Raw genomic sequence first — 24,540 nt, forward strand, 5'->3', positions numbered from 1 at the left:
TCACCTCACGGTAGCCGGGCTTTTTTGTGCCTGAAAACGGACGGCGATCAGCGTGCTGTTGCGGCCTCGTGGTCGCGAACATAGCCATAAAAATCATCGAAACCGCCAACGTATTCGGAACCGACGAGAATCTGGGGCACGGTATACACCGGGCGGCCGATCTGATCGGCAATATCCTGCTTACTCATTCCCCGCTCGATCATATCGACCCAGATATACGGGATATTTCTGGATTCACACAGGTCCCTTGCCCGAACACAAAAACCACAGCTTGTACGGCCATAAATAGTGACCTGCTCCATAACAACCTCCTGAATCCGGGTGAGCCCAAGGGCGAAACGAATGGTTCAATAGTTGGTATAAATGATGACATGAGAAGCAACAATTGAAAATTGATGCTTCTCATGGCTGTGATAGTAAGGGGCGATACTGATCCTCTGCGTTAAGCCATCAGGTTTTCAGCCGGCCCAGTTCCCGGTCAAGCACTTGCACCTGGCCGTCCAGCGCGTCACCGCTCTGGCGGACCCGCTGTGCCAGTTCCCGCAGATCGTTGGCCGCATCGCCAATCTGGGTCAGGTTGCGGTTGATCTCTTCGCTCACCGAACTCTGTTCTTCGGCGGCCGTGGCCACCTGGGTAACGTGCTCGAAAATGGTACCAATCCGCTCCACCACCGTGGCCAGTGAATGGTCCGCTTCGCGAGTGCCGTCTACAGCAGTGGTTGCTCGCTCTACACCACCCTGAATGACGGTTACCGCGCCGTCCACATCGCCTTTGAGGCGTTCGATCATATCGCTGATTTCGTCAGTGGATTCCCGGGTTTTCGACGCCAGGGTTCGCACTTCGTCGGCCACCACCGCAAAGCCCCGGCCCTGCTCGCCAGCCCTGGCCGCCTCAATGGCCGCATTCAGTGCCAACAGGTTGGTCTGTTCGGCAATGCCGCGAATCACTTCCAGGATTCGGTTGATCTCCTCGCTGCGCTGTGCCACATGGCCGATGGCGGAGCTGGCCTGCTCCATATCCCCCGCCAGCGCATCGACACCCTTGAGCGCCGCGCCCAGGGTATCCTGGGTAAACCGAATACCATCCCGGGCGGCCCGCGCATTGTCGGCAGCCTCACCGGCAAAGCCTGCCACTTCGCCGGCGGCGGCAGACATCTCGTTCATGGCGGTGACGACGCTGTCGATGTCCTGATGCTGTCGCGACGTCTGTTCGTCAGTATCACGGGCGATGGCGCCCACGTCTGCAGCCTGGCCTCGCACCTGGGCATTGACCTCTTTCAAGTCATTGATCATTTCCCGCAGGCGAGCCAGGAAAGCGTTGAAGCCACCGGCCAGGTCAATCAGCTCGGCGTGGGTGTCTATATCAAGTTCCCGGGTAAGGTCCCCTTCTGCACTGGCCAGGTTGCGCATCCGGTCTCGAATTTCATCCAATGGCCGGGTTACTGAACGCACCAGCAGAATCAACACGGCAATGGCAATCAGTACCACCACCACACCCACTATGGTCTGCCGCGCAGCCGTATCGGACACTTCGGAGGACAACAGACCGGTGATTTCCTCAACACTGGCCAGGGCCACTGAGCGCGGCAATTCAATCAGCAATGACCATTCGGCGCCGGGTAACTGCACTTCCACCGGATAGGCCACCGCCAGGGTCTGCCCATCATCAAACCGGCCGCCACGCTGGTGCAGGCGGACAAATTCATCAGCCAAGTCTGGTAAGGCTTCCTGTAATGGCCGGCCGAGGTGGGACTGATAATGGCTGGATGCGGCAATCAGCCCACCCTCGCTTAACAGTGACACCCGGGACTCACCATCAAACAACGCCTGGCTGACACCAGCAATCGTGGTTTGCAGTGTGGACAGGTTGATATCCACACCGGACACACCGGCAAACTCACCGTTGTTCTGAATCGGCACCACCAGGCTGGTCATCAGCTCAGAGTATCCCTCCTCGATTTCGTACTCGTAAGGCTCCATCAGGCAGGGTTTGAGGGAATCCCGGGAACACAGATACCACTCTGCTTCACGAATGCCGAATTCGTTCCGGTTGTCGAGGTACTTGGTGGACGGGTCTTCGGTGCGGCTGAACAACACATTGCCCTGAGGATCACGGTAATAGTAGATCTCCAGGGTGCCTTCATCACTGCTGTGTTCCTCTACACCGTCGGTGAAATAGATGTCCATACCATCGTATGCGTCAGGTTCAAACTGGGCGTAGATGGAACTTAAATGCTGCTGTTCGGACAGAATGGTTCCGATGGTTTCCTGAAGATCCCGGCGGCTAATGCGGCCGGAACTGTCCGATTCAATGTTGCGGGTGATCAGGCTGCGCACCACTTCCGGCGTCTGGTAGGCGGTTTCGAACAGGCCGGTCACCAATTCACCGTATTGCCCCGCCGTTGCGCTCAGCTGGTCCATGACAATATTCTGCAAGGTATCGCGGGTTTCCCTGGACAATCGCTCTTCCATCGAACCAAGTGATAACTGGGCAGTCACCACAATACTGATGCCCATTACCAGTAGCAGTGAGATAACCAGACCATAGAGCTTGAAGCGAAGCGACAGGTGTTTCATAAACCGCGAAACCTTTGTTAATGAACCTTTACTGACAATACTAGAGCATGGAGGCGCCCTTGGCGTATCTGACCCTCTTTTTCACCGCATTCGCCGCCGCCACATTGCTGCCAGCCTATTCCGAGCTGCTGCTGGGCACGCTGGCCAGTCAGGGCCGGCCGCTATTCTGGCTGTGGTTCTGGGCCACACTGGGCAATACGCTGGGGTCAGTCGTTAATGGGCTTATCGGCCGGCAGGTGGATCGCTTTAAGCATAAACGATGGTTTCCGGTCAGCGAATTGCAGCTGCACAAGGCCCGCAACCGGTTTAACCGCTATGGGCAATGGTCATTGTTGCTGGGCTGGCTGCCGATTGTTGGAGACCCGCTGACCCTGGTGGCCGGCATTATGCGAGTGCCCTGGCTCAACTTTGTGATCCTGGTGGGTATCGGAAAGGGCCTGCGCTATGCCTTTGTGATCTGGGTAGTGCTGGAAGCCACCGGATTTGCCTCATCGGCGCCATCTCCGTAAAGGTATTTGCGCAACAGGTCTTCGCCGTTGAACTCCGCGTGCATCACCGCGATGAAGGTATACACTCCGATCAACTTTCGGTTGAGGAACACGAATTCCTTCGGGGGCACCCGGAAGTACCGACTGATGGCTGAGCGCGCCGCGTGTTTGGCTACCCGCGAAGGCAAGTCGCTCTGCTTCCAGCGGTACTGGCCCCTGGCGTTCACGGCATAGTCCGGCCACTGGCTGCGGTCCCGGGCCAGGGGCTCCAACACCGACATACACACAGAGCCAAACTTCTCCAGGACTTCTTCTGGCCAATCCCGGCTCATGAACCGGAGGGTAACGCCACCCTCAATCACCTGCTCCAGATCCTGCTCGTATGACGCGCGAATCATCTGGATAACCGGATCAAGAAAGGCCGGTGAGTAACTTTGAACGGCACCAAAGTCCAGAAGTACGATGCGGTCATAATCTTCGTCACCACCTTCCTCACCGGCAATCCGGATGCGGTAGTTCCCGAAGTTTGGGTCTGTCTGGATTTCGCCCCAGTCAAACAGCTCCCGGAAGAACAACTCCAGCGCCGCCTCACCCAGGGCACTGCGGCGTTCCAGCGGCAAATCCCGTACCGCCGGGGAGCCAACGGAATGGCCGTGCTCGTAGGTAGAAGCGATGATATGGTCGGTCGAATACTCCTGTAATACCCTGGGCACAACAAACCTTGGGTCGGAGCCCAGCATGTTGCGGAATTTCTCGGTGGTCCTGGCCTCCAGGCGGTAATCCACTTCCCGGTGCATCATCTGCCGGACTTCTTCGAGCCAGTCATTGAATTCCGGGCCGAAGCTCACCAGCCGGGCCACTTTCAATAACTGCGCCACTGCATTCAGATCGCTGTCCACGGCATCAGCAACGCCGGGGTATTGCACCTTGAGCACCAACTCCAGGCCGTCACTGCGTCGCACTGCACGGTGCACCTGGCCAAGAGAGGCAGCACCGATTGGTTCCGGATCGACATCCAGCTCTGCGAGCCTTTCGGCACCAATCTCGGCCTTCAGCACCCGCTCGATCGCCGGCCATTCCAGCGACGTGGTCTGGTCTTCCAGCGTATGCAGGGCTTCGGTCACCTCTTCCGGCAAAAAATGCTCGCCATAGAGCGCCATCACCTGGCCAATCTTGACCACACTGCCCTTCAGCCGGCCCAACTCATCCACCAGGAAACGCGCCTGGCTCGACAACATCGCACGATGGCGCTGTTCCCGAGTTTCCTTGCTGCTGAACCAGTTGGTGGCCATGTGTGATGCCATACGGGTACCAGCGAAAAGCCCGGCCTTGGTCAGGGAAAGCCTGCGCTCGAAGCTGCCGGTTTTAATGCGGGACACGGATTTTCCGGGGCGTCTGGAAGACATGGATAACCTGTATGCTCAGAAAATTTTGGCGTTTCGACCGCGCCCGGAACAGTTTTTCCCGGCGCCGTTACTGCATTATACGGATCGCAAGCGGTGACAACCTAACCTCTACGCCGCAAAAGCTCCGTTTCCGCAGCCAATGTGGACAAATATTGTTCACCGTAAATATGTTCAGGTCGATGGTTACGATTTAACACAAACTCAGGTCACAATGCGTTCTAGAATTGGTTAACAGGAACAATGTGACTTTCGTCAATTACAATAAAAGCCAAGACATGAAACCTTCAATAACCAGAACACCAGATTCTGAACTTTCCCAGTTCCGGGTGAAAGGTGAGATTCCTGTGCCGGCCCTGATCAACGGGCTTTCGGCCGCGGCGGTGCCGTTGCTACTGTTCTTCGCGTGGCGTTCAAGCCTGCAGGGGGATTCAGTCACCACACCGTTCTTGGCGGGCTTCGCCTTGTTGCTGGCCACCAATAGCCTGATATTTCTGTTCGTGGGCCACAAAACCTTCCATCGCCGGGTCTTTATTACCTTGATCACCGCGCTGTTTACCTATCTGGCAACGCAAGCAGTAGAGGATGGCTCAGCGATTATCTGGCTGTTTGCCTACCCACCGATTATTTTCTATATCAGTGAGGCCCGGGTCGGCATTTACGCCTGTCTAGGCGGCTGGCTGGCCGTTCTGATGTTGTTTAGCCCGATTGGCGACGCATTGTTTGCATCCCCCTACAACGCAACCTTCCGCCTGGTCATGATCATCGTCCTGGCGTTCGTCATGGTGACCTGCTACATCCTCGATCAGAGTCGACGGCGCAGCAAACTCGGGTTGATTAAGCTGGCCACGGAGTTTGAATACGCTGCGAAACACGATGCACTAACCGGCTTGGCCAATCGGCGCGAAGGCCTTGAACAACTCGACAATGAGTACCAACGTTACCTGCGTAGCGGCCGGGGCTTTTCAGTCCTGCTGATGGACATCGACCTGTTCAAGAGTGTGAACGACACCCACGGCCACCAGGCCGGTGACGAGATAATTGTTCTGGTCTCAAGAACGCTGGCCAGCCAGTGCCGAAAGGTGGACACCATTGCCCGTTGGGGCGGCGAGGAGTTTCTGATTCTGCTTCCGGAAACATCGTTAGCGGATGCCTACGCCTCCGCTGAGCGGATACGGCAGGCGGTATCCAGCCAGACCATTACCGTGGATGGCAAGGTTATTCGTGTCACGATAAGTATTGGCGTGGCAACGATACAGGGATCTGAGTCGATTGACCGCCTGCTGCAGCGATCAGACGAGGCGCTCTACCAGGCAAAGTCCGAGGGCCGCAACCGTACCTGCCAGGCCAGCGTCGCCGCCTGAGCATCATTGCCAGCCCTGTCGCCGCTCCACCTGCTGGCGGTCGAGACCGCTGACCAACTCGTGAATAAGCCTATGCTCCAGGCTATACACGCTGGCTTCCGGTTCGAAATCACTGACCTGGCACATGGACATACCTGCGTAGCCGCAGGGATTAATGCGGCTGAACGGTTCCATATCCATATTGACGTTGAGCGCCAGACCATGGAACGAGCAACCCCGGCGTACCCGCAACCCCAATGAGGCAATCTTGGCGCCGTCGACATAGACACCGGGCGCATCCTGCCTTGGCGCCGCCTCGATGCCCGACTGCGCAAGCGTGCGAACAATGGCCTGCTCGATGTGATCCACCAGCTCCCGAACACCCAGTTTGCAACGGGGCAGATCGATCAGTAGATAGATAACAAGCTGGCCGGGGCCGTGGTAGGTCACCTGCCCGCCCCGGTCCACCTGAATCACCGGGATATCGCCCGGCAACAGAATATGCTCTGCCTTGCCCGCTTGGCCCTGGGTAAACACCCGCGGGTGCTCGAGGCACCACAGCTCATCCACGGTGGTTTCGTCCCGGTTGGCGGTGAAGGTTTTCATCGCTTCCCAGGCTTCCATGTAGGGCTGCTGGCCCAATGAACGGACAATCAGGTCAGCCATGGCGTCAGAGCACCATGTGCACGCGACCGCTCGCTTTCAGATCTTCGAACAGGGCCTTGAGCTGCGCTTCTCCAGTGGCCACAATCTTGAGCTGCACCGAGGAAAATCGACCTTTGCTACTGTCCGTCACCGAAATATCGGTTTCGCTGATGCCAGGAGCGTGCTGCTCCACAACTTCCACTACAAACTCGGTGAAATCCGGAGCGGAATTGCCGATCACCTTGATGACATAGTCACAGGGAAACTCGATCTTCGGCGCTTTTGGCTCACTCATGCCAGATACTCCCCGATGCCCGGCTGGCTATCGCCGACCACCTTAATTGAACAGTTGTACGAAAAACAGTTTGATAGCATCCCAAAGCCGTTTGAAAAGGCCACCCTGCTGCACATCAGTCAGTGCCAGTGCAGGCTCATCCACCAACACCTCACCGTCGAGCATAACCTGGATCCGGCCCAGCTCATCCCCCACCTTGATGGGTGCCTTGATGACAGAATCAAGGTCTACGGTTGATTCAAGCTTATCCCGGGCACCGCGGGGAATCGTTACAAACACATCCTCCGCCAGGCCTACAGAAATCTGATCGCTCTTGCCACCCCAAACCTTGGCATCCACCAGCTCCTGACCGGCCCGGAACAGTCGCTCCGTCTCATAGTAACGAAAGCCATAGTTCAGCATCTTCTGAACTTCGCGGGCCCGCACTTCGGCACTGTTGGATCCCATCACAGCAGCAATCAGCCGGGTGTTGTCTCGCTTAGCGGAGGCCACCAGGCAGTAACCGGCTTCTTCAGTATGGCCGGTTTTCAAACCATCCACACTTTCATCCCGCCACAACAGACTGTTCCGGTTCGGTTGACGGATGTTGTTGTAGGTAAAGCTTTTCACCGCATACAACGGGTAGTTCTCCGGGTAGTCCTCAATAATGGCCTTGGCCAGCAGAGCCAGATCATAGGCAGTGGAGTACTGGTTAGGATGAGGCAACCCGGTGGCATTCTCAAAATTGGTATTGTTCATGCCCAGCTGACGCGCCTGCTGGTTCATGATATCCACAAAGGCATCTTCACTACCGGCCACAAATTCCGCCAACGCGACGGAGGCGTCGTTGCCGGATTGAATAATCACGCCTTTAAGAAGGTCTTCCACGGACACCTGTGTACCCTCCCGGACAAAGGTCCGGGAGCCGCCGGTTCTCCAGGCCTTGACACTGATCGGCACCATATCCGTCATGGCAATCCGGCCTTCGTCCAGCTCGCGCTCAACGATGTAAGCCGTCATCATCTTGGTCAGGCTGGCCGGTGGCAGTCGTTCATTACTGTTGTGCTCCATGATGATACTACCGCTAAGGGGGTCTTTCAGCACCCAGGAACTGCCTGCAATCTGGGGCGGAGACGGAATCAAAGCCGACTGGGCAACCGCCTGTCCCACCAGCAGGAGGGCCAGGGACAAGACAAAAACAAAGCTGCGAATCACTGAATTAAAAGCCATGGGTAGGTTCATTCGTCGTAAGGTGTATTTTCTTCTGGGGTTTCAGGAATCAGTGGCTGTCAGTCAGCACGATAGACTGACCAAAGCCCCGGGATTCCAGTAAATTCTGTGCATGACGGGCCTCGGTCTCATCACTGAATGGCCCTATCTGGGCCCGGTGAAAGCGACCAGAGCCCGTTGTCACTTCGTGCACCCGCATCGGGGTTTCGACGACTCCCCGCGCCTTTGCCAGCAAGGCCTCCGCCGGGTCGCGCTGACTGAACGAGCCGAGCTGAACAAACAGCCCACTGCTCCCGCCCGCCGATTGGCCCGGCACCGGAGCAGCGGCGACAGCAGGTGCCCCGACACCCGGCTTGAACGGTTTGCCGGCCAGCGTCATGGAGCCGTCTTCCCGAACGGTAATAGCGGCCACCTCAACCCTGGCTGTGCCTTTCGACTTGTAGCCAAGTTTCTTGGCCGCCGCATAGGACAGATCAATCAGCCGGTTATCGTGAAACGGCCCGCGATCGTTCACCCGAACAATCACCGACTGGCCGTTTTCAAGGTTCGTCACCCGGGCATAGCTCGGTATGCGCAGGGACTTGTGGGCGGCAGACATCGAATACATGTCGAATATCTCGCCATTGGACGTTTTGTGACCATGGAACTTCTCGCCGTACCAACTGGCGATTCCGCGGGCGACGTAGCCGTCGTTACTGTCCATAACCCGATACGTTTTCCCCCACACCTTGTATTGCGCCATATTGCCGGCAGTCCGGGGCTGCTCGTAACGGGGAACCGCATCTTGGAGGCCGGATACGTCGAAATTTCCTGAGGGAGCCCTATCCTGCTTGATCGTATAGCGAGAGGAGTGATCTGGCCCTGAAGTTGTCGACTTGGACGCACTGGAGCAGCCCGCGAGGAAAAGAATCGCCAGCAGCCCCAACCACATTGTTTGTTGTTCCCTGATCATTATGTTCGGCAACCCATGCATCTTTATCCGGCACCCAGCCTTAGTGACCTGTAATATTGTAACGGGTTCCCGGCACGATTCACCATTACCGGCAAGCCATCATCGCTTACACCCTCTATGCAGAGATCATACGGCGATGGGTATGAATCGACATCAACACCCCGAACGCAGCCATCAACGTTACCCCGGACGTGCCACCGTAGCTGACCAATGGCAGGGGCACACCCACCACGGGCAGCAATCCACTGACCATGCCCACATTCACAAAAACGTAGATAAAGAAGGTCATGGTCAAGGCACCTGCCAGTAAACGACTGAATGAATCCTGGGCGGTGACCGCAATATACAGGCAACGAAGAATGATCAAGAAATACAGGGTCATCAGCAGCAACATGCCAATAAAACCGAATTCCTCGGCCAGCACTGCCACGATAAAATCCGTGTGACTTTCGGGAAGGAACTCCAGATGGGACTGGGTACCCTGCAACCAGCCTTTGCCATCCATGCCACCGGAACCAATGGCGGTTTTGGACTGGATGATGTTCCAGCCCGCTCCCAGAGGGTCACTCTGAGGGTCGAGCAATGTCAGCACTCGCTGCTTCTGGTAGTCCCTCATGACAAAAAACCACATCATCGGCGCAGACACCGATACCAGCGCAAAGAACGCCGAAATCAGCTTCCAGCTCATGCCCGCAAAGAACACCACAAATATCCCGGCCATACCCACCAGCAGCGAAGTACCAAGGTCAGGCTGCTGAACAATCAGGGCCATGGGCACCAGCACCAGGACCAACCCAACCGCGACGTGGGATAGGCGCGGCGGCAGAAAATGCCGCGACAGATACCAGGCAGCCATCATCGGAACAACCAGTTTCATGAATTCCGAGGGCTGGAATCTAGGCAATCCGGGAATCGCCAGCCAGCGTTGGGCACCCTTGGCTCCCACGCCCACCAACAACACGGCCACAAGCCCAACAATGCCCGCCGCATAGAGCCAAGGAGCCCAGCGTCTGAATACGGCCGGGTCCAGTTGAGCAAAAACGAACATCACCACAAGCGCCACACCAAACCGGATACCCTGAGCCTTGACCACTTCGATATTCCGGTCAGCGCCACTGTAAAGTACGAAAAGGCCGCCGCCCATAAGCAACAACAGTAGCGCAAGCAGCAACGGATCCAGATGGATGGCCGACCAGACTCCCCGAGACCGGCCAAGATTGTGATCTGCGGGATTATTGAGCAAGCTCCCCAGTGCCATCAGCGCCCTACCTCCTGGTTAAGCTGACTGATCACCGAGGGCTGATCGGCCGCAGGAAAATCCTCGAGCCAAGCATCAAACAGCGCCCGGGCAACCGGCGCAGCGGTGGAGCTGCCACCACCGCCGTTTTCAACGATAACCGCCACTGCAATCTTGGGATTATCCGAGGGAGCAAAACCGACGAAAAGAGCATGGTCCCGCAAGCGCTCTTTTATTTGTTCTTCATCATATTCCTCATCTTCCCCTAGGCTGAAAACCTGCGCGGTTCCGGTTTTCCCCGCTATTCGATAATTCGCATCTCTACCAGATGAAAACGCCGTGCCCCGTGGGCCATGCATGACCTCTTCCATGGTCTCTACAACGAATTCCCAATCGTTGGAATTTTTCAACCTTAAAGGCTTGTGAGTTTCGGCAGACAAAAATTCCTCAGCAGAACGGCTACCACGAATATCTTTCAATAACCGGGGCTCAACCCAAATACCGCGATTTGCAATCAGCGCTGTTGCAGTTGCAAGTTGCAATGGTGTAGCCAGCATGAACCCCTGGCCGATACTCATATTCACAGAATCCCCGGGGTACCATGGCTCTCCTCGGGCCGCCCGCTTCCATTCTGCTGTCGGCAAAAGTCCACTCAACGCTCCCGACACATCGAGAGTAGCGTCTTCACCAAAACCGAAATGGGCGAGGTATTCAGACATAACACTCACACCCATTTCGGCGCCTACCTCATAAAAATAAACATCATTTGATCGGGCCATGGAATACTTTAGGTCGACCCAGCCATCGCCAGACCGGTTCCAGTTGCGGAAACGCCGGCCACCTTCACGCAACTGAAAGAATCCGGGATCCCAGATCTTCCGTTCCCGGTCGGTCGCACCGCTGTCCAGAGCCGCAATAGCCATCATGGGCTTGATGGTGGAGCCCGGCGGATACTGACCACGCAGTGCCCGGTTGAACAGGGGCTTGTCAATATCAGTGCTAAGATTGCGGTAGTCCTCAACACTGATTCCGGTGACAAACTTGTTGGCATCAAAGCCAGGCACGCTGGCCAGCGCCAGGATACCTCCAGTCTCTGGTTCGATTGCCACAATAGCGCCGCGGCGCCCCTCGAGCAGCTGATAGGCCTTGCGTTGCAGCCGCAGGTCAAGGTGCAGCTGCAGATCCTCACCGGGCACCGGGTTTACCCGCTCGAGTACCCTCAGAATACGACCCCGGGCGTTGGTTTCGACGTGCTGGTAGCCCACCGTACCGTGCAACACCTGCTCGTAGAATCGCTCAATACCGGATTTTCCAATGTAGTTGGTTCCCGCGTAGTTCACCGGGTCAATCCGCTGCAGCTCTTCCCGATTAATTCGGCCAACGAAGCCCAGGGCATGAGCGGTCAGTTCACTGTGGGGGTAATATCGAACCAGTTCAGCGCGCACCTCCACGCCGGGGAACTCATGCCGGTGCACCGCCATTCGGGCAATTTCCTCTTCGCCCAGATCGTAGCTCAGAGGCATTTCCTGGAAGGGCCGGCGAGGTTCACGAAGCCGCCTCTTAAACCGTTCTATGTCCTCCTCGGCGATGTCCAGAATCTCGGACAACCGGGCCAGGGTGGCCTCCATACCCGCCACGCGTTCTGGCACCAGTGTAAGGCTGAACACCGGGCGATTCTCTGCCAGCAGCAGATCGTTCCGGTCGTAAACCAGCCCCCGGGGCGGTGGCACAGACTGGACCTGAACCCGATTTTTGTCTGACAGCGTGGTGTAGGTCTCATGCTCGACAATCTGCAGCTGGTACATCCGCGCCAGCAGGCCGATCATCATTAGCAGGACGAACACCAGCATGACCACGGCACGGCGCTGGAATAGCCGGCGCTCCGCTGCAGTATCCTTGAATTCGCCCCAGGCCATGGAAACTCCTAGGCCCGGTGATACGGGTGGTTACGGGTGATCGACCAGGCGCGGTAGAGCTGCTCGGCGAGCACAATACGCACCAGGGGGTGGGGCAAGGTAAGCGGCGACAGAGACCACTGCTGGTCAGCTCGCTGCCGGCAGGCATCGGCCAGACCGTCGGGGCCGCCTACCAGAAAACAGACATCCTGACCGTCTTGTTGCCAGCTCTCCAGCTGGCTGGCCAGTTTTTCCGTGGACCAGGGCCTGCCGCCCACTTCCAAGGCGATGACCCGGTCACGGGGGGCGACCGACGCCAGGATGGCATCGCTTTCACGCTGCATCAGCCGCGGAATGTCCGGGTTCTTACCCCGGTGAGCCATGGCAATTTCGGTCAGTTCCAGGGGCAGCTCCGGCGGCATCCGGCGAGCATAATCGTTATACCCCGTACTGACCCAGTCGGGCATCTTCTGCCCCACACAGATCAGACGCAGTTTCATGGTTACTCGTGACCTGCCGCACCCAGGTCTGGCGCGTCACGCCAGAAGCGTTCCAGGTCGTAAAATTCGCGGGTTGCAGGCATCATGACGTGCACGACCACGTCTCCCAGATCCACCAGAATCCAGTCGCTGCCACCCTCGCCTTCAACGTTGTTTGCCCTTACGCCCTGATCTTTGGCTTCAGATACGACGGAGTCTGCCAGGGATTTTACGTGACGGCTTGAGGTGCCAGATGCAAGAACCATAAAGTCGGTAACACTGGTTCGATCACGGACATCAATCACACTGACGTCCTGTGCCTTGATATCTTCAAGTGCGGTTACGACCAGATCTTTCAGTTGTTCTGCCTGCATAATTACCCTGTATTCCGGGCTCTGGCCAGGATGACCGCCCGATAAGTGATATTCAAACGCAATTGTACCATTAAAAGTTCCCGGCGGGGCACGCACCGTAAAGGCCGAGCGTCTGGATTCTCTGCCATACAGAATCCGGGGTCAGATACCTGGGAGAGCGCCCGTCCGCAATGCGCTGCCGGATACCCGTTGCAGAGATATCCAGCAGGGGTGGATCCAGCTCCAGTACCGCCCCGCAAGGCGCTGAGTTTAAAGCCTCAAGGCCATCCGCCCGGCGCTCACGCACCAGGCGAGCAGCCTCACTGCCAACGGGCAAATCCGAACCAGGGCGCTTCACAACGACAATGTGCGCCAGACCCGGAATGTCGGCCCATTCCCGCCAGCGATCAAAAGCGGCAAAGGCATCGGTGCCCACCACCATCGCCAGTGGCTCATCTGGCCCCAGCTCATGGCGCAACTGACGCAGGGTATCGGCAGTATAGGAAGCGCCAACCCGGCGCAGTTCGCGGTCATCTACCCGTAGGCAGGGCTCGTCTCCAATGGCGATTCGGATCAACTCCAGCCGCTGTTCGGAGCTGGCGCCGGTGCTGCCCCGATGCGGTGGAATATGGCAAGGCACCAGATGCACCCTTGTCACCGCCAGGGCATCGGCTATCTCCAGCGCAAGGCGCAGGTGGCCATGATGGATCGGGTCAAAGGTGCCGCCGTAGATCACATGCATGACATCATGCCCGGATGTGGCCGTCGCCAAACACCACGTATTTTTGTGACGTCAGTCCTTCCAGGCCCACCGGTCCACGGGCATGGAGCTTGTCGGTCGAGATACCTATTTCTGCACCCAGGCCGTATTCAAATCCGTCAGCGAAGCGGGTAGAAGCATTCACCATCACCGAACTGGAATCGACTTCGGTCAGGAATCGGCGGGCACGGGTGTAGTTTTCTGTAATGATGCTCTCGGTGTGCTGGGAGCTGTAGCGGTTGATGTGATCCATGGCCGCGTCCAGCCCAGCCACAACCCGCACCGCAAGAATGGGCGCCAGGTACTCCGCATGCCAATCTTCTTCCGTGGCAGCGATCACATCGGGCAGGACCGCCCGGGTGCGTTCACAGCCACGCAGCTCAACCCCCTTGGCTACAAACTCCCGAGCCAGCAAAGGCAGTATGTCATCGGCAATTTCCTCATCCACCAGCAGGGTTTCCATGGTGTTGCAGGTTCCGTAACGGTGGGTCTTGGCATTGACGGCGACCTTCAGCGCCTTTTCCGGGTCCGCGTGGCTGTCAATGTAGACATGGCAAACACCATCCAGGTGCTTGATGACCGGCACCCGGGCGTCACGGCTGATTCGTTCAATCAGGCCTTTGCCGCCCCGCGGCACGATCACATCCACATACTGGGGCATGGTAATGAGTTCACCTACTGCAGCCCGGTCGGTAGTCGCCACCACCTGCACTGCCGTTTCAGGTAAACCGGCTTCAGCCAGCCCGGTCGCCAAGCAGGCAGCGATGGCCTGGTTGGAATGAATAGCCTCAGAACCTCCGCGCAGAATGGTAGCATTACCCGACTTCAGGCACAGGCTGGCTGCTTCAACCGTCACGTTGGGGCGGGATTCGTAGATAATGCCAATCACCCCCAGAGGCACCCGCATCTTGCCAACCTGAATGCCGGACGGCCGGTAGGTCATGTCGGTAATTTCACCCACAGGATCTGGCAAGCCTGCCACCTGTTTCAGCCCCTCAATCATGGTGTCAATGCGGGCCTCAGTAAGCTCCAGGCGGTCAAGCATGGCATCATCCAGACCATTCGCCCGGCCATTTTCAAGATCCTTATGGTTGGCCCGCACCAGCTCGGTACGGGCAGCACTCAACGCCCTGGCCGTTGCCAGCAGTGCCTGATTGCGAACGGCGGTGGTTGAACGGGCCACTTCCCGGGCGGCGGCCCGAGCCTGTTGACCGAGTTCTGCCATGTAGGCTGCTACATCCATCGGATTACCTTTATATTTTTCATACTGATTCCAGAACTGGAACGCTACTTTACCTTTCCCGTTTCAAGTCCGCATCCCAAACGACTATTATAGCGCTGCACAGATTCAAATGGATGCGCCAGCAAAGGATAGATAACATGCCCCAGTCGGCTGAAAAGTTCCTGCCAGGCCGGCTCTCAAGAGCCGGTTTTGTTGCCCTTGCGCTCACCAGCGCGGCCGGCATAATGCTGGGCGAATTCCTGCTGGCGGCTTGCGCTGCCGCGGCGGCGGGCATCAGCCTGGCCAGCAACCCACGTTTCACCAGCCACCATGCCCGCTTCTGGAAACACTTCAAAACAGCCAGCTATTCAATCCTGGCAATCCTGTTACTGGTCGCACTCTGGCAGGGGCCCTGGGCGCTCAGCCACTGGCTCTATGTACTACCGCTGGTGACTTTTGCTCTGATGCCAACCTATATTGCAGCCCTGATCACTGCGCTCCTGACCTTTGCCATACTGGTTTCCACCCAATGGGCCGTGATTCTTCCCGACCGCCACCAGATGATCAGTGCCTTTGTGCTGACAACGCTGCTCTCCACGCTGCTGATCTTCCTGCGAGAATACAAGGCCCGGCAGCTGGCACCGCTGAGACGAACCGACGAACTCACCCAGGCCGCCAGCCGGGAGTACCTGTCTGCCGACCTGCACAAAGAAATCCAGCGCAGCGAGCGTGAGGGCACCGACATGTCTGTGATGATGATCGGGCTGGATACCCACCTGAGTGACAATGATCCGGACGAAGACATTCGCGCCATCCTGCCCAGAATTGGCCGTTACCTGCATTCCCAGCTTCGGGATTTTGACACTTACTACCGGGTAGCCGACCTGCAGTTTCTGGTTATCCTACCGGGTATCAATACCGCGGGCGCCGCCGCCAGCGCTGAGAAAATCCGCAACGGCCTGTGCAAGCTGCTGGCATCCCACGGCATGAAACTGACCGTCAGCACCGGCATTGCCGGCCTGAACATCGGCGACGACGCCGACAGCCTGCAACACAGTGCCGCCAACGCGCTCCGCCGGGCGCAGCAACAGGGGGGCAACCGCACCCAGGCCTACAGCAACTGGCTGCACCCGGATGTCCCGAGCCCCACCGGCACCGAAGGTGACGCGCGATGACAGAAACAAGACTCAGAACCTGGACTCACAGCTTCGGCTACGGACTGGCGGCCCTGTTCATTTTCTCGCTGGCACTGCAGAACCTGCGCTACGGCTTTTACGAGTTATTCTATCTCGCCCTGGCGATGACCTGCCTGTTGCTGGCCGGGCTGATCTACACCTTCGTGTGTCGCCGCCAGCAGCTATCGGCCCCCGGGCACCTGCTGATTCTGGCCGGTCTCAACGCAGGCCTGGTGGCCGCCATTCTGGTTTTGGACAGCCCCGGAGTAACTCACTGGGCGATGCCGCTCCTGATCCTGAATCTTTTGGTTCTGCCGCTGCGCCAGGGGCTAAGCCTGTCTGCCTTGCTCCTGGTTCCGGTAATGGGTGTTGTGTGGCTCGGTCATCCCGCCGCCTACGCCCTGATGACCTCCGTGGGCCTGATCCTGACGCTCGCAGTCGGCGCCCTGTACATCTGGCACTACGATCACATCGCCCAATCAGCGGAGGATCTTGCCATTACCGACCCGGTCACCGGCGCCCACAACTCACGGTTTCTTGACGAAACGCTGCAAAAGGAAATCAGCAGAGCGATTGCCACTGGCCACCCCTTGTCAGTGATAAACCTGAGCTTTGATTACACGGACGAAATAAGGGACCTGCATGGCAAAGCGGGGCTACAGAACCTGTTTAAATCGGTCACCGAGCATCTGTTTGGCGTTATCCGGGCGGGCGACAGCCTGTACACCCTGAACGACTCCGAGTTTTTCCTGATCCTCCCCTTCACGCCAGAGGAAGGTGTACGCGTTATCGCCGAGCGGATTCGAAGGACCATTGGCGAAAGGGAGTGGAGCGGCATTGGCAGGCTGTCTGTCAGCTTGGGCTGCACCACTCGCGGCAACGGCGATACCAGTACGGCCTCACTCCGTAACCGGGCCAATCAGGCAATGCATCAGGCTCGTAAACGGGGTATGGATTCGGCCTGGTTCAGCCCGGGAGAGTCCGTCGCATATGATTAAAAGCTGGCTGGCTGGTGCCGCAGCCTGGGTAGCAGACAACCCCGGCTGGCTGATACTGGCACTCTTTGCAACCGCCATGGTGGAGTCCCTGGCAATTGCCGGCATTGTTGTACCCGGCGTTGCCATGCTGTTTGGTTTTGCCGCACTGGCAGGAAAATCCGGCATGCCCCTGTCCGAAGCCCTGGCCTGGGCAGGCATGGGAGCGGTTATCGGTGACCTCATCAGTTTTGCCGTGGGCCGTTTCTTCAAGGGGCGGCTGCATTCGGTCTGGCCCTTCAGCCGTTACCCGGGGCTGATCACCCGGGGCGAGTCTTTTTTTAATGCCCACGGCGGCAAAAGTGTGATTGCCGGGCGTTTTATTGGCCCTATCCGCCCGGTCATCCCGCTGATTGCCGGTGCGCTGCACATGCCATGGCGCCGGTTTCTTACCTTCAACCTGATTTCTGCGGTCGGCTGGGCTCTGGTCTATGTGCTGCCGGGCTATGCCGTCGGCAGCGCCCTCGCCAGCGAAATAGAACCACCACCTCATTTCTACCCGGTTATTGGCATCAGCGCAGCGGTGCTGGTGGCTTTGTATGTGGTGGTTCTTCAGTTCCGGCTTGGCGTTGGCGAGGGCAGCAGGCCCTACCGCTGGCTGGAGTCGTTTATGGCCCGTTACGACACCACGCATCGTTTCTGGCGGCTTTACACCAACGAACGGCCTGCCCGCAAAGGCGAATTCCCCCTGCCATCGATTGTTCTGGCTACCGGGTCGCTGGCGATGTTTGTGATCCTGACCCAGTTGGTTACTTACAGCCGGCGGATCAACGAGCTGAACCACCTGGTGGTTGCCTGGTTTGAAGTGCTGCGGCAACCGCTGCTGGATATTCCGGTGATCGCCGCCACGCTCATGGGCGACCCTCCGGTACTGATCAGCGCGGCCGTACTGGCCGTGGCAGTTCTGTCGTTCAGGGGGTATTACGCCGCTGCCCTGCACATTGCCCTGGCGGCGATTCTCTGCTTTGCCTGTGTATGGCTGGTCAAAACCGGCCTGATGGTGGATCGCCCGGATCAGGTGCTTAGGCCACCGGCCTCAGGCGCTTTTCCCAGCGGCCATACTGCAGGGGCAACGGTGTTGGTAACTATGGCCGCCAGCTTAATCGCTGGCGAAAACAGAATGCGACAACGCTGGCAAACCTATGTATTGCTGTCCTTGCCTCTGGTGCCCATTGCCCTGAGCAGGCTCTACCTGGGGGTACACTGGTTTACCGATGTACTGGGAGGAGTATTGCTGGGGCTGGCCATTACCGGCGCCATTCGCGCCAGCTACAGTCGCTACGACCGGGTACCCATCTGGCCGGATGCCCTGACCTGGGCAGCGGTGATGCTCTGGCTTGCGTTCGCCGCAGGTTACCTCATCACTCAGTGGGACACCGCCAGTCTTGCCTATTCGCCCTTGCCTCCGGGCTAGTTCTGCTCCAGCGCCTCAAGCAATTCCTGAAGCCGTTGCAGCCGCTCGAGGGGATCCTGCAGTTCTGCCAGCCGCTGTTTTTCCTGCTTGTCCAGGGGCAGCAGCTCCGTCAGCCGCCAGCCTACGTCCCGGGCATCCTCGTAGTCCACGTCCATACCCAGATCCTTGACAACAGGGTGGCGGAACAACGCCCTCAGCACGGAAGGCAGTTCATGGTAACGCTCAGGGACCTCGCTTTCGGCTTCTGCGATCAGGCACTCCACGTCCCCCAGGTTCAAGCCGTCTTCCTGCTGCCAACTGCGAACAACAGACACTTTCAACTCACCTTCCACAGTAATCCCGAGCAGCCCGCTGTCCAATTGCTGGAAATCGATAATCCGCACGTAGGTTCCGATATCGTAGAACGCCGCCTGTCGGGCGGTTTCACCGCCCTCACGGAGCAAGACCACCACAAACCCACGGTCTTCTTTCATACACCGGGAGAGCATATCGATGTAACGCGGCTCAAACAGCTGGAGGGGAATGCGCCCCTTGGGCAAAACAATTGAATTCAACGGAAACAGGGGAACATTCATAATGGTGTCATTCACTGCAGGGCAGACTCCGTCATCAGGCAGTAGTTATCGGATGGACAGGAGCTTTTGCACCTCATCTACCCGTTCACGGGCCTCACTCAAAAGCTGTAGGCTCCGGGAGGCATTGAGATCCAGTCCCCCCAGGCGGCGCCAGGCTGGCACCTGGTCAAAAGCGGGCAAGCCGGCATTCTGACTGGATCCGATCATGGAATGCAACTGCGCCACGATCACAACATCAACCAGTTGGGGCGCAGACTCCCGACACTCATAGCTCCAGTCTTCCGCATGGCGGGCGGACTCAATAAACGCTTTCGGAAACTGCCAGTTCTCCAGAACCGCACACCCTACGTCGGCCCGCAACTCCGACATGGCATGCTGAAGGTTCTTTTCATCGGCAAACAGGTTTACATGGTGTTCTGCCTGCACCAAGACCGGAACGATACCTATATCGTGTAGCAAGCCCGCCAGCAAGGCCTCTTCCGGATCAATCCGGGTAGCATGATCTGCCAGCACCCAGCACAGGGCAGCCACTTCCCGGGAGTGCCGCCAAAGCTGCTCCATCTCTTTCTGCAGCGAGGCCCGCCGGGTCTTGAACACTTCGCGCATGGCAAACACCGTTACCAGCTGCCGGGTTGTTCGCATACCCAAGCGAACCACCGCCTCCCGCACATTCCGGACATCGCTGAAGCCACGATACAGCGGGCTGTTGCAGGACCGCACCAGCTTTGCCGCCATGGCAGGGTCGGCTGAGATCGCCTGGGCGACATCCAGCGCCGTGGAGTCTTCGCGGTCCACCACCCGGCGCACCTTCCAGGCCACATCCGGCACGCTGGGCAGCTTGAGTTGATTAGAGCGGAGTTCAGCGTAAAACTCCATCAGCAGGTGATGTTCTTCACTTTCATCGGTGCTGCCATCCGCCGAATCCATTTCCACCTGGTTCACCGGAGCGGACCTCAGCATCTGGTTCAGAACCTCCTGTTCAATCACCAGAAACTCGCACGGTTTGACCGCCGTGACGTCGTACATCCTGGGTTGCAACCGGGCGATGGGATTGAGCGCCTTTTCCGTTTCGGCTTCAATCACCGTTTTGCGGCCATCCACGGACTCGAGCTCCACCTTCCCGGATATCAGGAAAAAGTCCAGGCCATCGCGAACACCCCGCTCCATTACCCGTTGGCCGGGCCCATGGGTCCGCCGTTCAGCCCGGCTCGCCAGCAACACCAGTTGATCGTCCGTCAACCGTCCCAATGGCTGAAAATCCTTGAGACGACGCAGTTGCAGGCTTTCCTGGCCACCCATAGACAGACTCCCTCACCGTTCTTTCCAAAATATCCCGCTACTTGTTACGTATTGTAAACACGGACTGGCAAAACAGCCATGCGACCAGCGTTTAATCTGGTATCCTTTGCGCTCAAGTACAACCCGATAACCAGGGAGAGAGCAGAACACCATGCCCCAGTACCGTTCCCATACATCAACCGCTGGCCGCAACATGGCCGGCGCCCGGGCGCTGTGGCGCGCCACCGGCATGAAGAATGAAGACTTTGGCAAACCCATCATCGCCGTTGCCAACTCATTCACCCAGTTCGTGCCCGGCCACGTTCACCTGAAGGATCTGGGGCAGCTGGTCTGCCGTGAGATCGAAGCGGCCGGCGGCGTTGCCAAAGAATTCAACACCATCGCCGTGGATGACGGTATCGCCATGGGCCACGATGGCATGCTTTACTCCCTGCCATCCCGGGAAATTATTGCCGATTCAGTCGAGTATATGGCCAATGCCCATTGCGCTGACGCGCTGGTGTGTATTTCTAACTGTGACAAAATCACCCCGGGCATGCTGATGGCCGCCATGCGTCTGAATATCCCGGCCATTTTTGTCTCCGGCGGCCCAATGGAAGCCGGCAAAACCAAGCTGTCCGAGCATAAACTGGATCTGGTGGATGCCATGGTCATCGCCGCAGACCCATCGGCCACCGATGAAATGGTCGAAGAGTACGAGCGCAGCGCCTGCCCCACCTGTGGTTCCTGCTCTGGCATGTTCACCGCCAACTCCATGAACTGCCTTACCGAAGCCATTGGCCTGGCGCTGCCCGGTAACGGTTCCATGCTGGCCACCCACGCCGACCGTGAACAGCTGTTCCTGAACGCCGGTCGTCAAATTGTGGAGAATGCCAAGCGCTATTACGAACAGAACGATGCCAGTGTGCTGCCACGCAGCATTGCGTCGTTCCCCGCGTTCGAGAATGCGATGGTCATGGACATTGCCATGGGCGGCTCCACCAACACGATTCTGCACCTGCTGGCGGCGGCCCAGGAAGGCGGTGTTGAGTTTACGCTGGCCGAAATTGACCAGCTGTCGCGGAAAGTACCCCAGCTGTGCAAGGTGGCTCCCAACTCCCCGAAATACCATATGGAAGATGTACACCGGGCCGGCGGCATCATGGGCATCATGGGTGAACTGGAACGTGGCGGGCTGATCAACGTCGATTTGCCAACGGTACACAGTAAAACCATGAGAGATGCCCTGGAAGTATGGGACATCATGCGTTCTCCCACCGCTGAGGTGGTTGAGTTCTACAAGGCCGGCCCGGCGGGCATTCCCACCCAGACTGCCTTCAGCCAGAGCACCCGCTGGCCCAGCCTGGACGGCGACCGTGAAAACGGCTGCATCCGGTCCGTTGAAAATGCCTACTCATCCGAGGGTGGCCTGGCGGTTCTGTTCGGCAACATTGCCCAGGACGGCTGCGTGGTAAAAACAGCGGGCGTGGATGAGAGCATCTACGTGTTCGAGGGTAAAGCCAGGGTCTTTGAAAGCCAGGATGCTGCGGTTGCCGGTATTCTAAGCGACGAAGTGAAACCCGGCGAAGTCGTCATTATCCGTTACGAAGGTCCTCGTGGCGGCCCCGGCATGCAGGAAATGCTGTACCCCACCAGTTACCTGAAATCCAAGGGCCTCGGCAAGGAATGCGCCCTGCTGACGGACGGCCGCTTCTCAGGTGGCACTTCCGGATTATCCATCGGGCACGCGTCACCAGAAGCCGCCGCCGGCGGTGCCATCGGCCTGATCGAGAATGGTGACACCATCCTGATCAATATCCCGGAGCGCAGCATCAATCTGCAGGTCAGCAACGAAGAACTGGACAAACGTCGCAAAGACCGTGACGCCAGAGGCTGGAAGCCCGAACTCGCCCGCGACCGCAAAGTCTCTGCAGCACTCAAGGCCTACGCGCTGCTGGCGACCAGTGCCGACAAAGGTGCTGTGCGGGACCTGTCGAAACTGGACTAAGCACCCACGCACTAACAAAAAAGCCCGCCTGACGGATGCCTGGCGGGCTTTTTTGTGGCTATCGTCCGGTCACCACAGTGACCAGCCGCTCTCCTCTTCTTCCTCTTCCGGCTCCGGCTCGGTCGCGGCAGCGGCACTCTCCTCTGCCGCCGGCGCAGCTCCAGCTCCGGCCTGGCCCGCAGCGCTGGCCACCGGCTGCACAGCGGTCATACCCAGGGCGCGCTCGGTTGCCTCATCCAGCGAACCGGTTACCTCAAGCCCCTGGTCACTCTGGAACTTTTCCAGTTCGGCCCGGGTATTACTGTCCAGTTCCGGGTTAACGTTTTCTATATCGTAACCGGCACCGTACAAAGCATGCTTGAGGGCGACGACGTCGTTGGCATAGGCCGGGGATGTCAATCCCAGGAAAGCGATAGTTCCGGCGGCCATAACCGCCTTTCGTATGCGATGGCTGAAAAGATTCGTCAATGACACCTGATCTGCTCCTGATACCTCAGGGATATCGGTCTATTTATTATTATGTGGCGCCCATCTCCACAAGCCCGGGCGACCCACAGACCCTAACACAGATCAGTCGTCCTTTGCCGAACCTGTCGCACGTTTTGGCATATTCCCGGTAGTTTCGTTGCCAAACTCCCGGATAAAGATACCCCAGAACGCCATGAACAGAGCCGCCACCAGCGGGCCCATCACAAACCCGTTAATGCCAAACATGACAAGCCCCCCGAGGGTCGACAGCAAAACCAGGTAGTCCGGCATCTTGGTATCCCGCCCCACCAGGATGGGCCGTAACAGGTTATCGGCCAGGCCAATTACCACCATACCGTAGACCGTCAGAATGACCGCTGGCACCACGTCACCGATGGCAGCCAGGTAGACCGCCGCCGGAATCCACACAATGGCAGCGCCAACGGCGGGCAGCAGGGAGAAAATGGCCATCACCACCCCCCACAGGAGCGCACCGGAGATCCCCAGAATCCAGAAAATCACGCCACCCAGCGCCCCCTGAATGATGGCAATCAGCAAATTGCCTTTGACCGTTGCGCGGGTAACTTCGGCAAACTTGGCAAACAGCAGGCGCTCTCGCTCATCACCCAGGGGCAACGCCTTGATCAGCAGCTCGACCAGTTGCTGGCCATCCCGAATCAGGAAAAACGCCAGATACACCATAAGCGCCAGGCCGAGGAAAAACTGGAAAGTGTTCTGGCCGATGCCCAGCGCCTGCTTGGCAAGGAACTGGCTGCCTCCAACAAACACACTGACCACGCGATCCCGCAATTCACCGAAACTGATATCAAACTGGCTCAGAAACGCCTGAATGGCCGGGAACGACCGGTTGACCTGGTCAATGTATTCACCAGGACGGATCTCACCGCTCTGGATCTTCTGGTACAGCCCCATGCCTTCGGTGATCAGGGCCGCTCCCAGCCCAAGCACCGGAATCACCACGATGATGATGCAAACCAGCAGGGTGATCATGGCATTGATGTTAGGCCTGTCGCCCATACGGCGGGTCAGCCACTGATTGAACGGGTAAAAAATCAGGGCAATGGCGATCGCCCAGAATATTGGCCCGAAAAATGGCTTCATCAACAACGCGAAGGCGATGGAAACGCCCACCAGCATCGCCAGAAAAGTCCGTGTCTCAAGTTTTGCGTACATAATCCCTATACCCTGAAGCGAACGGTGCCCATAACAGATGGAACGTTTCATGAAAAAACAGACTAACACGATAGCGTGGCCACTATAGCCACCTTCACGATATAGTATCAGGTTATCGATCAGCCAATTAACAGGTCATGTTGTTGGATCCAGACGCTTTTACCGTTGAAACAGCCCTTGAGGCCGCAACAGAACTCCAGAAGGTTCTGGCTTCGCGTATGCACCGCCGCAAGGTGATGGGGCAGGAGGTTCTGGTGCCTGGTCAACTGGGTGAAGCCCTACATCTTCCGCGCACCATCAACCGCTTGCAGAGCAAACAGCAGAGGCAACGGGATAGAGGGCTGAAAGACTTCCAGGAACTGTGGCCAACACTCTCCGAGTTCACCCGGAATCGGGTTATGGACAAACTCGGATGGTACGACCCCAAGGACCTGGACTGGGAGGACAAACGCTCAAACCGTCGCCCCGTGGTCGATCCTGACGCCTGATACGTATAACTGCTGAACCCGAACCAACGCAGGATCACTGTGGCGACT

General features: G+C 57.8%; 24 protein-coding genes. 7 read left to right on the forward strand and 17 right to left on the reverse strand.

Annotated features, from left to right (window positions below):
* Positions 1-47: 47 nt before the first annotated feature.
* Both ACTZWX_RS13040 and ACTZWX_RS13045 read right to left on the reverse strand, forming a co-directional pair.
* Positions 48-302, reverse strand: coding sequence for a GrxA family glutaredoxin (locus ACTZWX_RS13040; protein ID WP_138435373.1), 255 nt, complete (start codon positions 300-302; stop codon positions 48-50).
* Between the two features lie 148 nt (positions 303-450).
* Entirely contained in the window at positions 451-2,577 is a 2,127-nt protein-coding gene (locus tag ACTZWX_RS13045) for a methyl-accepting chemotaxis protein (RefSeq protein ID WP_444714296.1), read from the reverse strand.
* Positions 2,578-2,636: 59 nt separating this feature from the next.
* On the opposite strand from ACTZWX_RS13045, the gene ACTZWX_RS13050 reads away from it, so the two are divergent.
* Positions 2,637-3,086 carry a YqaA family protein gene (locus tag ACTZWX_RS13050; protein WP_152437399.1) on the forward strand — a complete coding sequence of 150 codons (450 nt, stop codon included), beginning with the start codon at positions 2,637-2,639 and terminating at the stop codon, positions 3,084-3,086.
* Here ACTZWX_RS13050 and ACTZWX_RS13055 read toward each other — a convergent pair.
* Positions 3,020-4,471, reverse strand: a complete 1,452-nt coding sequence (locus ACTZWX_RS13055) for an ABC1 kinase family protein (RefSeq protein ID WP_444714297.1) — start codon at positions 4,469-4,471, stop codon at positions 3,020-3,022. The two genes, ACTZWX_RS13050 and ACTZWX_RS13055, sit on opposite strands and share 67 nt — an antisense overlap.
* A gap of 275 nt (positions 4,472-4,746) precedes the next feature.
* Here ACTZWX_RS13055 and ACTZWX_RS13060 point away from each other — a divergent pair, with 275 nt between their 5' ends.
* Positions 4,747-5,832, forward strand: coding sequence for a GGDEF domain-containing protein (locus ACTZWX_RS13060; protein WP_444714298.1), 1,086 nt, complete (start codon positions 4,747-4,749; stop codon positions 5,830-5,832).
* A 3-nt stretch (positions 5,833-5,835) separates the two neighbouring features.
* Here ACTZWX_RS13060 and lipB read toward each other — a convergent pair whose 3' ends face one another.
* The 10 genes from lipB to ACTZWX_RS13110 all read right to left on the reverse strand — a co-directional run bounded on the left by lipB (position 5,836) and on the right by ACTZWX_RS13110 (position 14,879).
* A complete protein-coding gene (gene lipB, locus ACTZWX_RS13065; RefSeq protein ID WP_444714299.1) occupies positions 5,836-6,477 on the reverse strand; it encodes a lipoyl(octanoyl) transferase LipB in 642 nt (213 codons plus the stop codon).
* A 4-nt stretch (positions 6,478-6,481) separates the two neighbouring features.
* Entirely contained in the window at positions 6,482-6,751 is a 270-nt protein-coding gene (locus tag ACTZWX_RS13070) for an HP0495 family protein (protein ID WP_058090966.1), read from the reverse strand.
* Between the two features lie 42 nt (positions 6,752-6,793).
* Positions 6,794-7,960 (reverse strand): D-alanyl-D-alanine carboxypeptidase family protein, encoded by a 1,167-nt coding sequence (locus tag ACTZWX_RS13075; RefSeq protein WP_444714300.1) that lies wholly within the window; start codon positions 7,958-7,960, stop codon positions 6,794-6,796.
* Positions 7,961-8,009: 49 nt separating this feature from the next.
* On the reverse strand, positions 8,010-8,912 hold the full coding sequence (locus tag ACTZWX_RS13080) for a septal ring lytic transglycosylase RlpA family protein (protein ID WP_444714301.1): 903 nt from the start codon (positions 8,910-8,912) through the stop codon (positions 8,010-8,012).
* A 115-nt stretch (positions 8,913-9,027) separates the two neighbouring features.
* Positions 9,028-10,170 carry a rod shape-determining protein RodA gene (gene rodA, locus ACTZWX_RS13085; RefSeq protein ID WP_342631915.1) on the reverse strand — a complete coding sequence of 381 codons (1,143 nt, stop codon included), beginning with the start codon at positions 10,168-10,170 and terminating at the stop codon, positions 9,028-9,030.
* Positions 10,170-12,065: a penicillin-binding protein 2 gene (mrdA, locus tag ACTZWX_RS13090; protein ID WP_444714302.1), complete on the reverse strand. Its 1,896-nt coding sequence runs from the start codon at positions 12,063-12,065 to the stop codon at positions 10,170-10,172. Before mrdA ends, rodA begins: the two co-directional genes overlap by 1 nt.
* 8 nt (positions 12,066-12,073) lie before the next feature.
* Positions 12,074-12,544, reverse strand: coding sequence for a 23S rRNA (pseudouridine(1915)-N(3))-methyltransferase RlmH (rlmH, locus tag ACTZWX_RS13095; protein WP_072678034.1), 471 nt, complete (start codon positions 12,542-12,544; stop codon positions 12,074-12,076).
* 2 nt (positions 12,545-12,546) lie between these two features.
* Entirely contained in the window at positions 12,547-12,897 is a 351-nt protein-coding gene (gene rsfS, locus ACTZWX_RS13100) for a ribosome silencing factor (protein ID WP_058090972.1), read from the reverse strand.
* Positions 12,898-12,967: 70 nt separating this feature from the next.
* On the reverse strand, positions 12,968-13,618 hold the full coding sequence (gene nadD, locus ACTZWX_RS13105) for a nicotinate-nucleotide adenylyltransferase (protein WP_444714303.1): 651 nt from the start codon (positions 13,616-13,618) through the stop codon (positions 12,968-12,970).
* 4 nt (positions 13,619-13,622) lie between these two features.
* Positions 13,623-14,879: a glutamate-5-semialdehyde dehydrogenase gene (locus tag ACTZWX_RS13110; RefSeq protein ID WP_444714304.1), complete on the reverse strand. Its 1,257-nt coding sequence runs from the start codon at positions 14,877-14,879 to the stop codon at positions 13,623-13,625.
* A gap of 137 nt (positions 14,880-15,016) precedes the next feature.
* Between ACTZWX_RS13110 and ACTZWX_RS13115 the strand changes: the two genes are divergently transcribed.
* From ACTZWX_RS13115 to ACTZWX_RS13125, 3 genes are read left to right on the forward strand one after another with little or no spacing between them, the layout of a single operon-like run.
* Entirely contained in the window at positions 15,017-16,033 is a 1,017-nt protein-coding gene (locus tag ACTZWX_RS13115; RefSeq protein WP_444714305.1) for a GGDEF domain-containing protein, read from the forward strand.
* Positions 16,030-17,031, forward strand: a complete 1,002-nt coding sequence (locus tag ACTZWX_RS13120) for a GGDEF domain-containing protein (protein WP_444714306.1) — start codon at positions 16,030-16,032, stop codon at positions 17,029-17,031. Before ACTZWX_RS13115 ends, ACTZWX_RS13120 begins: the two co-directional genes overlap by 4 nt.
* Complete coding sequence (locus tag ACTZWX_RS13125; protein ID WP_444714307.1) at positions 17,024-18,481, forward strand: bifunctional DedA family/phosphatase PAP2 family protein; 1,458 nt, start codon at positions 17,024-17,026, stop codon at positions 18,479-18,481. The genes ACTZWX_RS13120 and ACTZWX_RS13125 overlap by 8 nt, the downstream gene beginning before the upstream one ends.
* Here ACTZWX_RS13125 and ACTZWX_RS13130 read toward each other — a convergent pair.
* Positions 18,478-19,056: an LON peptidase substrate-binding domain-containing protein gene (locus ACTZWX_RS13130; RefSeq protein ID WP_072678278.1), complete on the reverse strand. Its 579-nt coding sequence runs from the start codon at positions 19,054-19,056 to the stop codon at positions 18,478-18,480. The two genes, ACTZWX_RS13125 and ACTZWX_RS13130, sit on opposite strands and share 4 nt — an antisense overlap.
* Before the next feature lie 45 nt (positions 19,057-19,101).
* Entirely contained in the window at positions 19,102-20,355 is a 1,254-nt protein-coding gene (locus ACTZWX_RS13135) for an HDOD domain-containing protein (RefSeq protein WP_444714308.1), read from the reverse strand.
* A gap of 151 nt (positions 20,356-20,506) precedes the next feature.
* Here ACTZWX_RS13135 and ilvD point away from each other — a divergent pair, with 151 nt between their 5' ends.
* Positions 20,507-22,342 carry a dihydroxy-acid dehydratase gene (gene ilvD / locus ACTZWX_RS13140; protein WP_444714309.1) on the forward strand — a complete coding sequence of 612 codons (1,836 nt, stop codon included), beginning with the start codon at positions 20,507-20,509 and terminating at the stop codon, positions 22,340-22,342.
* Positions 22,343-22,411: 69 nt separating this feature from the next.
* Here the strand turns inward: ilvD and ACTZWX_RS13145 are convergent, their stop codons facing one another.
* Together ACTZWX_RS13145 and ACTZWX_RS13150 are read right to left on the reverse strand one after the other, a co-directional pair.
* A complete protein-coding gene (locus ACTZWX_RS13145) occupies positions 22,412-22,816 on the reverse strand; it encodes a peptidoglycan-binding domain-containing protein (RefSeq protein WP_444714310.1) in 405 nt (134 codons plus the stop codon).
* A 96-nt stretch (positions 22,817-22,912) separates the two neighbouring features.
* On the reverse strand, positions 22,913-24,004 hold the full coding sequence (locus ACTZWX_RS13150; RefSeq protein WP_444714311.1) for an AI-2E family transporter: 1,092 nt from the start codon (positions 24,002-24,004) through the stop codon (positions 22,913-22,915).
* A gap of 137 nt (positions 24,005-24,141) precedes the next feature.
* On the opposite strand from ACTZWX_RS13150, the gene ACTZWX_RS13155 reads away from it, so the two are divergent.
* Positions 24,142-24,492, forward strand: coding sequence for a hypothetical protein (locus ACTZWX_RS13155; protein WP_444714312.1), 351 nt, complete (start codon positions 24,142-24,144; stop codon positions 24,490-24,492).
* The last annotated feature ends 48 nt before the right edge of the window (positions 24,493-24,540 follow it).

The sequence above is a fragment of the Marinobacter sp. NSM genome (assembly GCF_052380025.1).
Taxonomy (GTDB): domain Bacteria; phylum Pseudomonadota; class Gammaproteobacteria; order Pseudomonadales; family Oleiphilaceae; genus Marinobacter.

Excerpts from the sequence above, each read along its gene's own strand:
- ACTZWX_RS13135 (WP_444714308.1), bottom strand. The coding sequence starts at position 20,355 with ATGGGTGGCCAGGAAAGCCTGCAACTGCGTCGTCTCAAGGATTTTCAG.
- ACTZWX_RS13115 (WP_444714305.1), top strand. The coding sequence starts at position 15,017 with ATGCCCCAGTCGGCTGAAAAGTTCCTGCCAGGCCGGCTCTCAAGAGCC.
- ACTZWX_RS13055 (WP_444714297.1), bottom strand. The coding sequence starts at position 4,471 with ATGTCTTCCAGACGCCCCGGAAAATCCGTGTCCCGCATTAAAACCGGC.
- rsfS (WP_058090972.1), bottom strand. The coding sequence starts at position 12,897 with ATGCAGGCAGAACAACTGAAAGATCTGGTCGTAACCGCACTTGAAGAT.
- ACTZWX_RS13040 (WP_138435373.1), bottom strand. The coding sequence starts at position 302 with ATGGAGCAGGTCACTATTTATGGCCGTACAAGCTGTGGTTTTTGTGTT.
- ACTZWX_RS13075 (WP_444714300.1), bottom strand. The coding sequence starts at position 7,960 with ATGGCTTTTAATTCAGTGATTCGCAGCTTTGTTTTTGTCTTGTCCCTG.
- lipB (WP_444714299.1), bottom strand. The coding sequence starts at position 6,477 with ATGGCTGACCTGATTGTCCGTTCATTGGGCCAGCAGCCCTACATGGAA.
- ACTZWX_RS13060 (WP_444714298.1), top strand. The coding sequence starts at position 4,747 with ATGAAACCTTCAATAACCAGAACACCAGATTCTGAACTTTCCCAGTTC.
- ACTZWX_RS13125 (WP_444714307.1), top strand. The coding sequence starts at position 17,024 with ATGATTAAAAGCTGGCTGGCTGGTGCCGCAGCCTGGGTAGCAGACAAC.
- rodA (WP_342631915.1), bottom strand. The coding sequence starts at position 10,170 with ATGGCACTGGGGAGCTTGCTCAATAATCCCGCAGATCACAATCTTGGC.
- nadD (WP_444714303.1), bottom strand. The coding sequence starts at position 13,618 with ATGCATGTGATCTACGGCGGCACCTTTGACCCGATCCATCATGGCCAC.
- ACTZWX_RS13080 (WP_444714301.1), bottom strand. The coding sequence starts at position 8,912 with ATGATCAGGGAACAACAAACAATGTGGTTGGGGCTGCTGGCGATTCTT.
- ilvD (WP_444714309.1), top strand. The coding sequence starts at position 20,507 with ATGCCCCAGTACCGTTCCCATACATCAACCGCTGGCCGCAACATGGCC.
- ACTZWX_RS13045 (WP_444714296.1), bottom strand. The coding sequence starts at position 2,577 with ATGAAACACCTGTCGCTTCGCTTCAAGCTCTATGGTCTGGTTATCTCA.
- mrdA (WP_444714302.1), bottom strand. The coding sequence starts at position 12,065 with ATGGCCTGGGGCGAATTCAAGGATACTGCAGCGGAGCGCCGGCTATTC.
- ACTZWX_RS13130 (WP_072678278.1), bottom strand. The coding sequence starts at position 19,056 with ATGAATGTTCCCCTGTTTCCGTTGAATTCAATTGTTTTGCCCAAGGGG.
- ACTZWX_RS13120 (WP_444714306.1), top strand. The coding sequence starts at position 16,030 with ATGACAGAAACAAGACTCAGAACCTGGACTCACAGCTTCGGCTACGGA.
- ACTZWX_RS13155 (WP_444714312.1), top strand. The coding sequence starts at position 24,142 with ATGTTGTTGGATCCAGACGCTTTTACCGTTGAAACAGCCCTTGAGGCC.
- ACTZWX_RS13150 (WP_444714311.1), bottom strand. The coding sequence starts at position 24,004 with ATGTACGCAAAACTTGAGACACGGACTTTTCTGGCGATGCTGGTGGGC.
- ACTZWX_RS13110 (WP_444714304.1), bottom strand. The coding sequence starts at position 14,879 with ATGGATGTAGCAGCCTACATGGCAGAACTCGGTCAACAGGCTCGGGCC.
- rlmH (WP_072678034.1), bottom strand. The coding sequence starts at position 12,544 with ATGAAACTGCGTCTGATCTGTGTGGGGCAGAAGATGCCCGACTGGGTC.
- ACTZWX_RS13070 (WP_058090966.1), bottom strand. The coding sequence starts at position 6,751 with ATGAGTGAGCCAAAAGCGCCGAAGATCGAGTTTCCCTGTGACTATGTC.